This is a genomic window from Streptomyces sp. NPDC020807, assembly GCF_040641575.1.
Taxonomy (GTDB): domain Bacteria; phylum Actinomycetota; class Actinomycetes; order Streptomycetales; family Streptomycetaceae; genus Streptomyces.
Window position 1 is genome coordinate 77607 of record NZ_JBFADU010000005.1, and the last position, 13336, is coordinate 90942.

At 72.6% G+C, this 13336-nt stretch carries 16 protein-coding genes; 10 read left to right on the forward strand and 6 right to left on the reverse strand.

The window, feature by feature from the left end:
* Positions 1-21: 21 nt before the first annotated feature.
* The 4 genes from AB0G79_RS10435 (at position 22) to AB0G79_RS10450 (ending at position 3198) form a co-directional block, all read left to right on the forward strand.
* Positions 22-645 (forward strand): LysE/ArgO family amino acid transporter, encoded by a 624-nt coding sequence (locus AB0G79_RS10435; protein WP_360803324.1) that lies wholly within the window; start codon positions 22-24, stop codon positions 643-645.
* A 259-nt stretch (positions 646-904) separates the two neighbouring features.
* Positions 905-1714: an MBL fold metallo-hydrolase gene (locus AB0G79_RS10440; protein ID WP_360803327.1), complete on the forward strand. Its 810-nt coding sequence runs from the start codon at positions 905-907 to the stop codon at positions 1712-1714.
* 266 nt (positions 1715-1980) lie between these two features.
* Positions 1981-2346 carry a hypothetical protein gene (locus tag AB0G79_RS10445; RefSeq protein ID WP_360803330.1) on the forward strand — a complete coding sequence of 122 codons (366 nt, stop codon included), beginning with the start codon at positions 1981-1983 and terminating at the stop codon, positions 2344-2346.
* Positions 2347-2436: 90 nt separating this feature from the next.
* On the forward strand, positions 2437-3198 hold the full coding sequence (locus AB0G79_RS10450; protein WP_360804269.1) for a class I SAM-dependent methyltransferase: 762 nt from the start codon (positions 2437-2439) through the stop codon (positions 3196-3198).
* A gap of 63 nt (positions 3199-3261) precedes the next feature.
* On the opposite strand, the gene AB0G79_RS10455 is transcribed toward AB0G79_RS10450, so the two are convergent.
* From AB0G79_RS10455 to AB0G79_RS10465, 3 genes are all read right to left on the reverse strand, one after another.
* Positions 3262-3879: a restriction endonuclease gene (locus AB0G79_RS10455; RefSeq protein WP_360803333.1), complete on the reverse strand. Its 618-nt coding sequence runs from the start codon at positions 3877-3879 to the stop codon at positions 3262-3264.
* A 161-nt stretch (positions 3880-4040) separates the two neighbouring features.
* Positions 4041-4250 carry a hypothetical protein gene (locus AB0G79_RS10460; RefSeq protein WP_360803336.1) on the reverse strand — a complete coding sequence of 70 codons (210 nt, stop codon included), beginning with the start codon at positions 4248-4250 and terminating at the stop codon, positions 4041-4043.
* A gap of 184 nt (positions 4251-4434) precedes the next feature.
* Positions 4435-4956, reverse strand: a complete 522-nt coding sequence (locus tag AB0G79_RS10465) for a hypothetical protein (protein ID WP_360803339.1) — start codon at positions 4954-4956, stop codon at positions 4435-4437.
* Between the two features lie 337 nt (positions 4957-5293).
* On the opposite strand from AB0G79_RS10465, the gene AB0G79_RS10470 reads away from it, so the two are divergent.
* Together AB0G79_RS10470 and AB0G79_RS10475 are read left to right on the forward strand one after the other, a co-directional pair.
* Positions 5294-5635: an SH3 domain-containing protein gene (locus tag AB0G79_RS10470; protein ID WP_360803342.1), complete on the forward strand. Its 342-nt coding sequence runs from the start codon at positions 5294-5296 to the stop codon at positions 5633-5635.
* A 109-nt stretch (positions 5636-5744) separates the two neighbouring features.
* On the forward strand, positions 5745-6374 hold the full coding sequence (locus tag AB0G79_RS10475) for a class I SAM-dependent methyltransferase (RefSeq protein ID WP_360803345.1): 630 nt from the start codon (positions 5745-5747) through the stop codon (positions 6372-6374).
* 13 nt (positions 6375-6387) lie between these two features.
* Here the strand turns inward: AB0G79_RS10475 and AB0G79_RS10480 are convergent, their stop codons facing one another.
* A complete protein-coding gene (locus tag AB0G79_RS10480; protein WP_360804272.1) occupies positions 6388-7713 on the reverse strand; it encodes an MFS transporter in 1326 nt (441 codons plus the stop codon).
* A gap of 231 nt (positions 7714-7944) precedes the next feature.
* Here AB0G79_RS10480 and AB0G79_RS10485 point away from each other — a divergent pair, with 231 nt between their 5' ends.
* The 3 genes from AB0G79_RS10485 to AB0G79_RS10495 all read left to right on the forward strand — a co-directional run bounded on the left by AB0G79_RS10485 (position 7945) and on the right by AB0G79_RS10495 (position 9769).
* On the forward strand, positions 7945-8595 hold the full coding sequence (locus tag AB0G79_RS10485; RefSeq protein WP_360803348.1) for an XRE family transcriptional regulator: 651 nt from the start codon (positions 7945-7947) through the stop codon (positions 8593-8595).
* Positions 8592-9179: an NUDIX domain-containing protein gene (locus AB0G79_RS10490; RefSeq protein ID WP_360803351.1), complete on the forward strand. Its 588-nt coding sequence runs from the start codon at positions 8592-8594 to the stop codon at positions 9177-9179. The genes AB0G79_RS10485 and AB0G79_RS10490 overlap by 4 nt, the downstream gene beginning before the upstream one ends.
* A gap of 62 nt (positions 9180-9241) precedes the next feature.
* The gene (locus AB0G79_RS10495; RefSeq protein WP_360804275.1) at positions 9242-9769 is read left to right on the forward strand and encodes an NUDIX hydrolase family protein; all 528 of its coding nucleotides are present in this window, start codon (positions 9242-9244) and stop codon (positions 9767-9769) included.
* A gap of 196 nt (positions 9770-9965) precedes the next feature.
* Here the strand turns inward: AB0G79_RS10495 and AB0G79_RS10500 are convergent, their stop codons facing one another.
* Both AB0G79_RS10500 and AB0G79_RS10505 read right to left on the reverse strand, forming a co-directional pair.
* The gene (locus AB0G79_RS10500; protein WP_360803354.1) at positions 9966-10145 is read right to left on the reverse strand and encodes a hypothetical protein; all 180 of its coding nucleotides are present in this window, start codon (positions 10143-10145) and stop codon (positions 9966-9968) included.
* 356 nt (positions 10146-10501) lie between these two features.
* Positions 10502-11023 (reverse strand): MarR family winged helix-turn-helix transcriptional regulator, encoded by a 522-nt coding sequence (locus AB0G79_RS10505; RefSeq protein WP_360803357.1) that lies wholly within the window; start codon positions 11021-11023, stop codon positions 10502-10504.
* An 80-nt stretch (positions 11024-11103) separates the two neighbouring features.
* Between AB0G79_RS10505 and AB0G79_RS10510 the strand changes: the two genes are divergently transcribed.
* Positions 11104-13233 (forward strand): MMPL family transporter, encoded by a 2130-nt coding sequence (locus tag AB0G79_RS10510; RefSeq protein ID WP_360803360.1) that lies wholly within the window; start codon positions 11104-11106, stop codon positions 13231-13233.
* The last annotated feature ends 103 nt before the right edge of the window (positions 13234-13336 follow it).

Consider the following 13336-nt stretch of genomic DNA (forward strand, 5'->3'; position numbering starts at 1 on the left):
GTGGATCCTACGGTCGTACCCATGACCAGCAGTTTCGTCGCCGCCGTGCTCGCCGGATTCGGTACCGGGCTCTCCCTCATCGTGGCCATCGGGGCCCAGAACGCGTTCGTCCTGCGCCAGGGCGCCCGAGGCCACGCCGTACTCGCCGTGGTCGCGATCTGCGCCGTGTCGGACGCGGTGCTGATCACGCTCGGCGTCGCGGGGGTCGGCGCGGTCGTCACGGCGTGGCCGGCGGCCCTCACGGCGGTCGGCCTCGCGGGCGGCGCCTTCCTCATCGGGTACGGCGTCCTCGCCGCCCGGCGCGTCCTGCGCCCCGACCCCTCCGCCGCCCTGACCGTGACCGGGCCCGACGGCGGCTCGGCCCGGCGCGCGGTCCTGACCTGCCTGGCCATGACCTGGCTCAACCCGCACGTCTACCTCGACACCGTGCTCCTCGTGGGCTCCCTCGCCTCCGACCGCGGCGACCTGCGCTGGGCCTTCGGCGCGGGCGCGGCCCTGGCCAGCCTCGGCTGGTTCTTCGCCCTCGGCTTCGGCGCCCGGCTCCTGAGCGGCGTCCTCGCGCGGCCGAAGGCCTGGCGGGTCCTGGACGGGCTGGTCGCGGCGACGATGCTGGCGATGGGCGGCATGCTGGTGGCCGGCGTGTGAGTCACGGGCCGAGACGCGGGCCGGGACACGACCGGAACCCGCGCCGGGACACTGCCGGGACGCGGGCCGGGGCCCGGGGCCGGGACACGGCCGAGACCCGGGGCCGAGACACGGAGCCGAGACACGGAGCCGAGACACGGCCGGAGTCGCGATCGAGACGTGCTCCGGGACGCGGCCGCGGCGCGGCCCGACGCGACGGCGGGAGAGGTGCGGCGACGGCTCTGGCCACGCCCGCGCGGCCGATGGCATGATCGGCCGCGTGCTCCCTTCCCTCCGGACAGGCCCGTACACGGTCATCGCGCTCGCCGACGGAGCGGGCGCCTTCCCCACCTCCCGGGCGAACGCCTTTCCCGACGCGACCGACGAACAGTGGGCGGCTGCCGACCGGTTCGATCCGGGCGCGCTCGACGCGGAGGGGCGCTGGTGGCTCCAGTTCCGGGCGTTCGCGATCCGCGCCGACGACGGGGTGACGCTCGTCGACGCGGGGATCGGCCCGGCGGACAGCCCGGCGGCCTCGTGGGCGCCGGTGCCCGGGGTGCTTCCCGAGTCGCTGGCGGCCGCCGGCATCGCTCCGTCCGACGTGGACACGGTGGTCCTCACCCACCTGCACACCGACCACGTGGGCTGGGCCGTCGTCGGCGCGGACTCCCGGCCGTACTTCCCGAACGCCTCCTACCTCCTCCAGCAGGCGGAACTCGACGCGCTCGACGTCGTCAACCCGCAGCTCCGCACCTCGCTCATCGACCCACTGAGGAAGACGGGACAACTCCGGCTGCTGGACGGCGACACGGCACTGGGCGCCGGCCGGCACGCCGTCGCGACGCCCGGCCACACCCCGGGCCACCAGAGCGTGCTCGTCACGTCGGGGCGCGAGCAGGTGGCGGTCACGGGCGACCTCCTGGTGCACGCGCTCCAGCTGCTCCACCCCGGGCTCCACTACGTCGGCGAGATGGACGCGGAGCGGGCGAGGGAGTCAAGGGAGCGCGTACTGGCGGGCGGAGACCGGAGCACTCTGGCCGCAGTCCACCTGGCGACACCGCACCTCACCGACCCGTTCGTCCGGCTCTGAGAGCTCCGGTCAGAGCGACGAGGTCGAGGTCGGACCGCGCGTCCCACGCTGGTCGGCCGCGACGACCCGCCAGACCTCGCCCGTCCAGGACCGTGGTCGCACGCCCGGGTTCGGCGGGGAGGGATGACGTCATGGCCGCCGTACACGCCGAGCGTGCACCTCCCCGTGCCCGGCATCCTGCTCCTCGGCCTGTTCTCCCGTCCGGCCTTTCCGCGCCCTCCCCTCCACACCCCCACCACTCCGCCTGCGAAGGGACCGAAGGCCGGGTGAAGGAGGTGGCGGCGCTCGGCATCCTTGACTCCCGCCCGGAAGGGGCAACCGTCGCCCGGGGCTTCGAGGAAGTGGACGCCGGTTGCTGGGCGGACAGCGGCGATGTCGTGGTGTACCCGGAGCGGACGTACGCCTTCCCCGGAACGCGGGCCGAAGTGACCTCGCACTACCGGACGGCGGCGGTTCGGGACGGATGGCGCCCGGACCCCGAAGCCCCTCCCGGCGACCTGTACTTCGTCAAGGACGACATGACCCTGTCGATCTTCTTCCTCACCTCCCAGAACCTCGCGGAGGCCGGTCACGGAAACCGCCCCGACCTCACCGCCGGAGCCGGCTACTCGGTCACGGCCGACTCGTACTAGGCGCGGCGCGGCGGAGAAGAGGCGTCCTCTCCCGACGCTACCGTTGCGCGAGTGGCGGAAATCAATGCCGACCGGCGGTGGTCCGAGTCCATGACGGCGGCCTACGAGCAGCACCTCGTGCCGGTGGTCTTCCAGCCCTTCGCCGCGGACCTGGCCGCCAGAGCGGCGGCGCTCCGTCCTCGGTGCGTTCTCGAACTTGCCGCAGGGACCGGCGCCTTGACGTCCGCCCTGCGATCGGCGGTGCCGTCGGCCGAGGTCACGGCCACCGACCTCAACGAGGACATGGTCGCCTTCGGATCGGCCCGTTGCTCCGGCGCGACGTGGCGGCAGGCGGATGCCCAGCGGCTGCCGTTCCCGGACGGCGGCTTCGACCTGGTGGCCTGCCAGTTCGGCGTCATGTTCTTCCCCGACCGCGTGGGGGCCTTCACCGAGGTCCGCCGGGTGCTCACTCCGGGCGGCCGGTTCCTGTTCAACACCTGGGGCCCGCTCGGAGCCCACGGCTTCGAAGTCGCGCTGCAGGCCGGGCTGGAGCGGGCCTTCCCCCACGACCCGCCGCGGTTCCTCCGCACGGTTCCGCACGGCTACGCCGATCCCGCGGTCGTGGCCGCCGACCTGACGGCCGCCGGGTTCACCGTCGAGGACGAGCAGGAGCTCACGCTCCGGGGCCGTGCCGGGTCAATCGCCGACCTTGCCGACGGGTACCTCACCGGAACACCGGTGCGCGCGGCCGTCGAGGAACGCGGCGCCGACCCGGCCGTCCGCGCCACCGTCATCGAGGAGATGCGAACCCGCCTGGGCCCGGGACCGGCCACCGCCCCGATGACGGCGTACGTCTTCCGTGCGGCGGCCTGACACACCGCCCGCGCCCCGGCCGGCCCGTGCGCGGCGCGGACGCCCGACTTCCTGGGCCAGAGTTCAGGACCCGGGCCCGGGGCGGCGAGGCCCGGGGAGTGACCCCAGGAGCCCCCACAGCGGGGTGGACCCGGCAGCCCACTGGGCGAGGAGGTGGCGGTCGACCAGGTGGAGGCGTTGGGCACGGGCGAAGTCGACGGCCTTGCCGGTGAAGCGTCCGTTGGTGACGAGAACGACGACGTCGCCGTTGTGGACGGGTCTGCCGGTGCCGTTGAGGACGTGCAGATCGGGGGTGCCGACAGCGGCACCCGCCAGTCCCGCCGCGCGGTGCTTGCACTGAATGACCCAGAGGCGGCCGAAGGGGTCCGTGGCCTTCACGTCGGCGCCGTTGTCTCCGGCACCGCCGACCCGTTCGGCCCGGGGGCAGCCGTCACGGCTCATCAGATCCCTTACGGCCTCCTCGAACTGCCGGTGGTGCAGGGCGTCGATCTGCGGCATCGCGTAACGCAGCCCCCTCGCACGGACCTCGTTCCAGCGGGCCGCCTCGCGGCGCCGGTGCAGCCACGCGCCGCCGGCCGCCGCCGCGATCAGCATCAGGGTCACCGGCACCCAGGGGTGGGCGGCGAGCCACCGCAGCAGAGCGACGACGAGACCCCCCGCCACGGCGAGCACCAGCAGCAACGGACCGGTCTGCTCCCACCCGGATGCCGAGCGCCGGCCGCGTGAGGCCGGGCGGCGTCTCGGCGTGGGACGGCGTCGCGCGGCGGAGGCGGAGGGCCTGCGGGCACGTCCCGTTCCGGCCCGGGGGCGTGGACCGCGGCGGGGACGCGGGCGGCTCGACGTCACAGGCCCACCTGGGAGACGCCGCCCACCAGCTGCTTGATCCCGTCGAAGATGCCTTGCCCCACCGGGGTCGGCGCGATCACGATGCCGAGCGCGAGGACGATGAGCGCGGTGGCGCGTTCCTCCTTGCGGCTTCTGGCCTGGGTCCGGCGGCGCAGGCGCATCACCACGATGATCGCGAGCAGCACCCCTACGTTGATCGTCATCATGCGGAGTCCGCACCCCCAGCTCTCGCGCGTGAACGGATCCCGGACCTGTGCGACACGGCCGGATCCCCAGTGCAGCCGACCGCGTGGCCGCGCCGCAGCCGGTCTGCGGACGATGGCAGGAAACCTGCCGGAGCTGCCCGGATACCACCCGGACGCGCGTTCTCGCCTCGGAGCCCTGTCCGCCTCAGCTGTTGACGGCGTGTTCCGTGAACCAACCGCAGGAGTGGAACCCCAGGCGCCGGTAGACGGGTTCGCCGTCGGCCGACGCTTGGAGGACCGCGATACGGGGGCCGCTCCCGGTACGGTCGCGGGTGGTCACGTGGCGGATGTCCAGACCCCCGACCGGGCCCTCGTCCGGGCGTTCGGTCGCGGGCGTCCGGAGGTCGTCGTCCAGGTCCGCCCACATCGCCGTCTCGCGTTCGGATGCCGGCAGACCGGCCGCCGTCAGGCGCGTACGGAGGTCCGTCGGTGTCGAGGCCGGACCCACCCACCAGGAGAAGGGCCGACCGGTACGAGCGAGGGCGCCCACCGTCGCGGCGATGCGGGCCTCCGCGTCGGCGGCGGAGAAACGGGCGGCGGCGACGATGTTGAACGTGTCGTCGTCCAGGCCGCTGTCCGCGATCAGGAGGTCTTCGGCTTCCGTGACGGTCGCACCGGCCGCGCCGCGATGCAGGTGGCAGGCGTGCTCCGCCAGGTTCCGCTCCATCCTTCCGCCAGATCGGTTACGTCGGCCGCGTCGAGGCGATGGTCGTCCATAGCGGTCGATCTCAGCACGGATGGAGCGCGAACGCACAAGGGCGCGACACCCGCGATGCATCCGACGGTGCGGGCGGGAGCCAGAACCGCGGGGCCGGGGTTCCGGGACACGGCTGGGACGGGCGCCCGGGCCGGCCCGGACCAGGCCGGACAACAGACACCATGTCCGGGACAGCGCAGGGCCGTTGAACCCCCCCCCACCCGCATCGACAGGCTCTACCCCGTGGCGAGCCGTCCACAGGGCATCGCCCCGTCCCTTCCCATCCCTTGAAGACGAAGGAGCCCTCGTGCGCCTGCGCCGCTCGCTGACCGCCGCCGCTCTCACGGCCGGCCTCACCATCACCGGACTCACCGCGACATCGTCCGCCGCCCCCGACGGCGTCACCGCCTGCGGCGTCAAGCCGACCAACCGTGACACCAGCGCGTACGGGCAGTACTTCACCCAGAGCGTCAATCTGCGGAACGGCCCGGCGTGGGAGTGCGACATCCTCGACACCGCCACCGTCACCAACCAGGTCGACTACTGGTGCACGACCGACGGCTTCAGTTACGTGCGTACGGCGTCGACCAAGTACGGCTGGGTGTGGAACGGGTACCTGAAGGGCGGGGGATCGACCGTGCCGTGCTGAACTCCCCGGTGAGGTCGACGCGTTGAGCGGCGAGCACCCGGGGCGGGCGACTGGCCCGGGTGCTCGGCATCACCCCGCCGCACGGGGCGGCGGCCGTAGGGTCTCCTCCGTGACAGGACATCGGGAGAACACCAAGGCCGCCTACGACGGCGTCGTCGAGCTCTACGCGTCGCTGTTCGCCAACGGGCTGGAGGATCAGCCCTTCGCGCGGGCCATGATCGGGAGCTTCGCCGAGACGGTGCGGAAGACGGGGAACACGCGGGTCGCGGACGTGGGGTGCGGACCCGGGCATCTCACCGCCATGCTGGCCGGGTGGGGACTCGACGCGTTCGGGGTCGACCTCTCCCCCGGCATGGTCGAGCACGCGCGACGGGCCCATCCCGCCCTGCGGTTCGAGGAGGGGAGGATAGAGGCGCTGCCCGTCGAGGACGGTGAGCTCGGGGGCGTACTCGCCCACTACTCGATGATCCACACCCCGCCGGAGGAACTGCCGGAGCTGCTCGCCGAGCAGGTGCGCGTCCTGGCGCCCGGCGGGCTGCTTCTCGTCTCGTTCTTCGGGACCGACGGGGAGGAGCCCGTCTGGTTCGATCACAAGGTGGCACCCGCCTACAGCTGGCCGGTGGAGCGGTTCGCCGGGCTGTTGGGCGACGCGGGGCTCGTCCCCTTCGCCCGGTTGGTCCATGACCCGGCCTCCGAGCGGGGGTTCCTCGACTGCCACCTTCTCGCCCGGCGTCCGTAGCGCCGTCGGCTGCCTACTCCTTCGGGCGGGACGTGCGGGACACGGCTGCCAGGAGAACACCGCAGGCCGTCACCAGGATCCAGCCCGGGCGGGACGCCGACGCGATCTCCTGCGGCGCGGCGGTCGCGACCAGGCCGCCGGCCAGGGCGATGCCGATGGCCGCGCCGAGTTGACGGGCCGTGGAGGTGATCGCTCCGGCGACCGCCGTGCGGGACGGGGGCAAGCCGTTGACCGCGGTGCTGGTGATCGGGGCGTTCGCGAAACCGAAGCCGATGCCGATGAGCAGGTACGCGGTCAGGAGCAGGAGCACGCTCGTGTGCGGGGTGAGGCCGACCATGCACAGCCCGCCCGCCGTGATGAAACCCGCGGCCAGGAGCAGCGGTCGCCGTGCGCCCGTACGGCCGACCATGCGGCCCGACCAGGGGGCGCAGACCGTCGCGCCGAGCGCCAGGGGCAGCGTCGCGACGCCCGCGGCGAGGGCCGTCCAGCCGCGCGACTCCTGGAGGTAGAGGGTGTTCAGGAGCAGCGTCGTGTTGAGGGCGACGAAGACGGCGACCGCCCCGACGACGGCGCCGTTGAAGACCGGCCGGCGGAAGAGTCCCAGGTCCATGAGCGGTTCGGGACGGCGGGACTCGGTGCGGAGGAAGACGGCCGTCGCCACGACGGCGACCGCGTAGCAGGTCAGCGACCACGGCGAGGTCCAGCCGACGTGCGGGCCCTCGATGAGGACGCCGACGACGCTCGCGATGACCAGGGTCAGCAGGATCTGGCCGGGCACGTCGAGTCGCCGGGGGCGCTCCGCCCGGGACTCCGGGACGAACCTGGCGCTCAGCAGCAGGGCCGCCAGGATCACCGGCGCGTTGATCCAGAACAGCGAGCGCCAGTCGAGCCCCTCCAGGAGCGCGCCGCCGACGACCGGCCCCGCCGCCGTGCTCAGGCCGAACACCGACGCCCAGACGCCGATCGCCTGCGCCCGTTCCTTCGGGTCCGGCATCGCGTTGACGACGATGGCGAGCGCCACGGGGCTGAGCATCGAGGCACCCACGCCCTGGACGGCGCGGGCCGCGACGAGGACGCCGGCGGACGGGGCGAGTGCGCAGAGCAGCGAGGCCAGGCCGAAGAGGGCGAGGCCGTACTGGAAGATCCTGCGGCGGCCGAAACGGTCGGCGAGTGCTCCGGAGGAGATCAGGAGGGCGGCGAGGACGAGGGTGTACGCGTCCACGATCCATTCGAGGCCGCGTGTGCCGACGTCGAGCCCTTCACCGATGGACGGCAGGCCCACGTTGACGATCGTGGTGTCCAGGCCCACCAGGAACATGCTCAGGCAGCAGACGGCCAGGACGGTCCAGCGTCTACGAGAACCGAGCGGGGCTCGCGGGGATGGAGACGGCTGGAGGGACTGGGGGGATCGCGGGGGCTGGGAGGATCGCGGGGGCTGGGGGGCTGCGTCGTGCGTCGTGGTCATGGTCCGTCCACCTCTTGCTTCGTACGTGCCGGGCGCTGCCCCGACAGGATCGGACCGGTGGATCACCGCCTCCCACGGTTTTTGCGAGCACTGCAAAATGGGCCCATGGCCACTGGAAACAGCACCGCGACCACCGACGCCGAGCTGGCGGAGATCCTCGACGCCATCGGGCCCCGGCTGCGTGACCTCCGCAAGGCACGGGGGCTCACCCTGGAGGCCCTCGCGGCGGCCACCGGGCTCTCCGTCAGCACGCTCTCCCGGCTGGAGTCCGGCAAGCGCCGCCCGACGCTCGACCTCCTCATCCCCCTCGCCCGCGCCCACCGCGTGGCCCTCGACCAGCTCGTCGCGGCGCCCGCCAGCGGTGACCCCCGGGTGCACCTGCGGCCGGTGCGGAGGAAGAACGGCAGCGTCCTCGTACCGCTCACGCAGTATCCGGGGCGCGTCCAGGTGTTCAAGCAGGTCCTCGCGCCGCGACCGCCGGAGCTGGTCACCCACGAGGGGTACGAGTGGCTGTACGTCCTCGCCGGCCGGCTCCGGCTCGTCCTGGGGGCGCGGGAGGTCGAGCTGGTGCCCGGCGAGGTGGCCGAGTTCGACACGACCGAGCCGCACTGGTTCGGCCCCGCCGGCACGGAGACGGTGGAGATCCTCCACTTGTTCGGTCCGCGCGGCGACCAGGCCGTGGTCAGGGCCCGGCCGTCCGGTGGGGACCCGGGCGGGCACGGTGTGTCAGTGCCGCCTGTCACGATGCCGGAATGACGTCCTCGCCGCACGAAGAACCGCGCGCTCGTCTGCTGCGCGTGCTCGACACCCTGACGCCCTGGGACGAGTTGGAGCGCGACCACCTCGCGACCGCCGCACGCTGGGTCGCGGACGGGTCCCCACTCCACCGCACCCGCAAGCCGGACGTGCCCCCGACGCATCTCGTGTCCTACTTCGTCGTGCTCGACGCCGCACGCGAACAGCTGTTGCTCGCCGCCCACCGCAAGGCCGGGCTCTGGCTGCCGCCCGGCGGGCACGTCGAACCCGACGAGGATCCGTGGGACACCGTGGTGCGCGAGTGCGGCGAGGAGTTGGGGATCCGCGCGTGCGCGTCGTCGCTCACCGGCGAGTTCCCGCTCTTCCTCACCGTCACCCGCACCCGGGGACCGGGCACGCACACCGACGTGTCGCTCTGGTACGTGCTCGACGCCGACGCCAGGTCCGTCACCTGGTACGACGAGGGCGAGTTCGCGTCGGTCCGGTGGCTGACGGTGGACCAGGTGCTCGACGAACCGATCGAGGGTCTCGATCCACACATGCACCGCTTCACCCGCAAGCTTCGGCAGCGCGTTCGAAGGTAGACACGCGGGACGCGCCCTGGGCCGAGGGGTGGCCTGGAAAGTATGATCAGGCGATGTCTGACATGACCGAGACCACACCCGGCTGGCTGTCCACGGACGAACTCGACGTGGCCAGGGCCCGGATGCCGATTCTGTACGTCGAGGCCGTTCCCGTACGCGTGGACGACAGCGGCGAAGTCACCAGCATCGGGCTCCTGCTGCGCATCGGCGCCGACGGAACGATCAGCCGCACCCTCGTTTCCGGCCGCGTCATGCACCACGAGCGGGTCCGCGACGCCCTCCTCCGTCACCTGGAGAAGGACCTCGGCCCGGTGGCGCTCCCCCGGGTCCCCGCCTCCCTGCAGCCGTTCACCGTCGCCGAGTACTTCCCCACCGCGGGCGTGACCCCCTTCCACGACCCCCGGCAGCACGCGGTCTCCCTCGCGTACATCGTTCCCGTCTCCGGCGACTGCCGTCCGCGTCAGGACGCCCTCGACCTCGTGTGGTTCAGCCCGCAGGAGGCCGCCTCGCCCGCCGTGCAGGAGGAGATGCCGGGTGGGCAGGGGCTGCTGCTCAAGCAGGCCCTCGCGCACGTCGGTCACACGTACTGACGCCGTGGGCGTCGTGACCCCGTGAGGTGCGTCCACGCGCACCGCACGGGGTCACGGCGTCTCCACGGTCTCGGTGTCGTTCGCGGTCCTGCGCCACGTCCTTCTCGCTCGTTCGGCAGGCACGCCTTCCCCGCGTGCCGGAGGATTCCGACGCGTCAGGAGAGTCCGACGCAGGCGCCCGGGTCGGGCCGGCGGTTCAGAAGCCGAAGATCCTGAACAGAAAGAACGACGCGCCGAGAACGGCGCCGAAGACGATCAGGGAGACCCAGAACAGCGGGTGCTCCCAGACACCCCCGTCGGCGCGCTCGGGATGGGCCGAGGAGGTGCTGCCTTCCACGGGCGGGGTTTCCTCCGGAGGTACGAGCGGCACGCTCATGATCGTTCACTCCTTGTGCGCGGCGGCCTCTCGCCGCCGGGCTTCCACCGTCCCTCTCCCTCCCCACGACCGCGAGACGCATCGATCGCGCATCGATATCCCGTCCGGCCGGTATCCGCCGTCCCCCGCCGACGAGCCGCCCGAAGACCGTCGTCCCCAGCCGCTGGTCACGCGTGGCTCCCCGGACGTCGTCGGGGCCACGGCCACGGCCACCACCGCGCCAGGAGCCTCGGAACGGCCACCAACCCCGACCCGGGAGTCCCACGGGGCGGAGGCGGCCCGCGCCCCGCGAACCGAAGAGACTGGACCGGCCGCCCGGGAGCCCATGCAGCGGGTTCCCCTGTCGCCCCGGGGGCCTACGGCCGGTCTGACCCGGCAGGCTCCCCGCCGCCCGTCTGCGTCTCGCGCGCCTCGGCCAGTTCGGCGTTGAGCGCGCGGAGGAAGTCCGCGACGGTGCCGAGCTGCTCCGGGGTGAAGTGGCCGCGCGCGTTCTCGGTGGCGCGGGCGAGGGGGCCGAAGTACTCGCGGGCGAGCGCTCGGGCGTCCGGGTTGTAGACGAGGTGCACGACTCTGCGGTCCGCGCTGTCCCGCACGCGGCTGACGTGCCCCGAGCGCTGAAGCCGGTCGAGGCAGGCGGTGATCGCTCCGGAGGTGAGGCCGAGCTCCTCCCTCAGATGCGTGGGCGTCACGGGGCCGTCGGCGGACCCCGCGGGGTCCATGATCACGGCCAGCGCATGGATGTCCGTGGGGTGCAGTCCCTGCTGGTGGGCGAAGTCCAGCGTGACCCGGTTCAGCTCCCGGTTCAGCGTCCGCAGCAGTGAGGCGTAGGCGAACAGGTCACTGCCCCGGTCGGGGGTCTCGGGTGAGTACGACTGCATGGCCCCATCGTAATATTACTCAAGCATTGAGATACTTTATGGTTGAGATACATCCGGTTGCTCGTTCCGATTGGAAGTCGATGAACAGCGCGCGTCGACCAGTCCGCTGGCTGGTCCCCCTCGTCCTCGTGATGGTCTGGCTGGGTCTGGGCGGAGCCTTCGGCTCCTACGCCGGCAAGCTCGGCGAGGTCTCCACCAATGACCAGGCCGCCTTCCTGCCCCAGAACGCCGAGTCCACGAAGGTGATCGAGCGGCAGAAGGCCTTCAACCAGCAGGAGACGCTTCCCACGATCGTCGTCTGGACGGCGTCCGACGGCGGAGAGGTCTCCCCGGCCCAGCGGAAGGCGGCGACCGCCGCACTGCAGTCGCTGAACGGCGCACCAGGCGTCGAGGGCGTCCCTTCCGCCGCCTTCCCCTCGGAGGACGGCAAGGCCCTCCAGGGTGTCGTGCCGCTCGCTCCGGACCTCGGCGAGGAACTCGGCGAGACCCTGGACGAGATCCAGGCCGCGGCGGACGGGGTACCCGGCACGCGCGCACAACTGGCGGGCCCCGCGGCGACCCAGGGAGACCTCGGAGAGGCGTTCGCCGGGATCGACGGGATCCTGCTCGGTGTGGCACTCGCCGCCGTCCTGCTCATCCTGCTGCTGGTCTACCGCAGCGTCCTGCTGCCCTTCCTGATCATCATCAGCTCCGTCTTCGCCCTCGGTGTCGCCGGCGCGATCGTCTACGTCCTCGCCGACAACGACATCGTCCGCGTGGACGGCCAGGTCCAGGGCATCCTCTCCATCCTGGTCATCGGCGCCGCCACCGACTACGCCCTGCTGCTCACCGCGCGCTTCCGCGAGGAGCTCGCCGCCGGCGACGATCGCGCCGCGGCCGCCTGGGCCGCCACCCGGGGGTCGTTCGGGGCGATCACGGCCAGCGCCGCCACCGTCGCACTCGGCCTGCTCGCCCTGCTCCTGAGCGACCTGACCAACAACAGGGCTCTCGGACCGGTCGGCGCCATCGGCGTGGTCTGCGCCGTCCTCACCACCCTCACCTTCCTGCCCGCCGCGCTCGCCCTGCTGGGCAGGACCGCCTTCTGGCCCGCCAGGCCGAAGTCGTCCGACGCCGAGACGGGCGGTCACGGAATCTGGCGCCGCGTCGCCCACTGGGTCGACACCCGGCCCCGGCAGCTGTGGATCGTCACCACCGGCCTGCTGCTCGTGGGCGCGGCCTTCTTCCCGGCCCTGCAGTCCAAGGGCGTGCCCCTGGACGAACTGTTCGTCAACGACGCCCCGTCCGTCGCAGCCCAGCAGACGCTCGGCACGCACTTCCCCGGCGGCTCCGGCCAACCGGCCGTCATCATCGCCGACGCCGACAAGCAGGCCGCCGTGCGAGAGGCCGCGGCGCGGACGCCGGGAGTGGCCGGCGTACAGGTGGTCACCGAGCGTCCCGGCGGGGATCCGCTGGTCGTCGACGGCCTGATCCGCATCGACGCCACCCTGGCCGACGCGCCCGACAGCGACGCCGCCAAGGCAGCCGTCCAGAACCTCCGCGACCAGGTCCACGCCGCGGACGCGAGCACGCTCGTCGGCGGTTACACGGCCCAGCAGTACGACACGCAGCGGACGGCGGAGCACGACAAGAACCTGATCATCCCGGTCGTTCTCGCGATCATCCTCGTGATCCTCGTCGTCCTCCTCCGCTCGCTGCTCCTGCCCGTCCTCCTGGTCGCCACCGTGGGACTGAACTACCTGGCGACGCTCGGGATCGCCGGGCTGGTCTTCGAGCACGGCTTCGGCTTCTCGGGCACGGACGCCTCCGTACCGCTCTACGGGTTCGTCTTCCTCGTCGCGCTGGGGGTCGACTACAACATCTTCCTCATGTCCCGCGTCCGCGAGGAGACGCTGCGCCTGGGGACCCGGCAGGGCATGCTGCGCGGACTCATCACCACCGGTGGGGTGATCACGTCGGCGGGAGTGGTCCTCGCGGCCACGTTCGCCGCCCTCGTCGTCATCCCCCTGGCCTTCCTGGCCCAGATCGCGTTCATCGTGGCCTTCGGCGTGCTGCTCGACACCATCGTCGTGCGCTCGCTGCTCGTGCCCGGTCTCGTCAGGGACATCGGCCCCGCGGTCTGGTGGCCCAGCGGGCTCGCTCGGGAGACGGCCACGGGGGATGCGGATGCCTCCGGGGCCGGGGTGAAGGCGCCGTCCGGGACCGGTAGCTGACGGAGCCGCATCCGGGGGGGCGGAGGTGGCCGGGCTGCCTCCGCCCCCCCGTTCCGGTGAACCCGCGGGGACAGAGCCGCCTCCGGTTCCGCAGTGATACCGC

Bases quoted from the DNA above. Each gene is read 5' to 3' on its own strand.
- AB0G79_RS10510 (WP_360803360.1), top strand. From the start codon at position 11,104: ATGAACAGCGCGCGTCGACCAGTCCGCTGGCTGGTCCCCCTCGTCCTC.
- AB0G79_RS10465 (WP_360803339.1), bottom strand. From the start codon at position 4,956: ATGGAGCGGAACCTGGCGGAGCACGCCTGCCACCTGCATCGCGGCGCG.
- AB0G79_RS10485 (WP_360803348.1), top strand. From the start codon at position 7,945: ATGGCCACTGGAAACAGCACCGCGACCACCGACGCCGAGCTGGCGGAG.
- AB0G79_RS10460 (WP_360803336.1), bottom strand. From the start codon at position 4,250: ATGATGACGATCAACGTAGGGGTGCTGCTCGCGATCATCGTGGTGATG.
- AB0G79_RS10435 (WP_360803324.1), top strand. From the start codon at position 22: ATGACCAGCAGTTTCGTCGCCGCCGTGCTCGCCGGATTCGGTACCGGG.
- AB0G79_RS10500 (WP_360803354.1), bottom strand. From the start codon at position 10,145: ATGAGCGTGCCGCTCGTACCTCCGGAGGAAACCCCGCCCGTGGAAGGC.
- AB0G79_RS10495 (WP_360804275.1), top strand. From the start codon at position 9,242: ATGACCGAGACCACACCCGGCTGGCTGTCCACGGACGAACTCGACGTG.
- AB0G79_RS10490 (WP_360803351.1), top strand. From the start codon at position 8,592: ATGACGTCCTCGCCGCACGAAGAACCGCGCGCTCGTCTGCTGCGCGTG.
- AB0G79_RS10450 (WP_360804269.1), top strand. From the start codon at position 2,437: ATGACGGCGGCCTACGAGCAGCACCTCGTGCCGGTGGTCTTCCAGCCC.
- AB0G79_RS10505 (WP_360803357.1), bottom strand. From the start codon at position 11,023: ATGCAGTCGTACTCACCCGAGACCCCCGACCGGGGCAGTGACCTGTTC.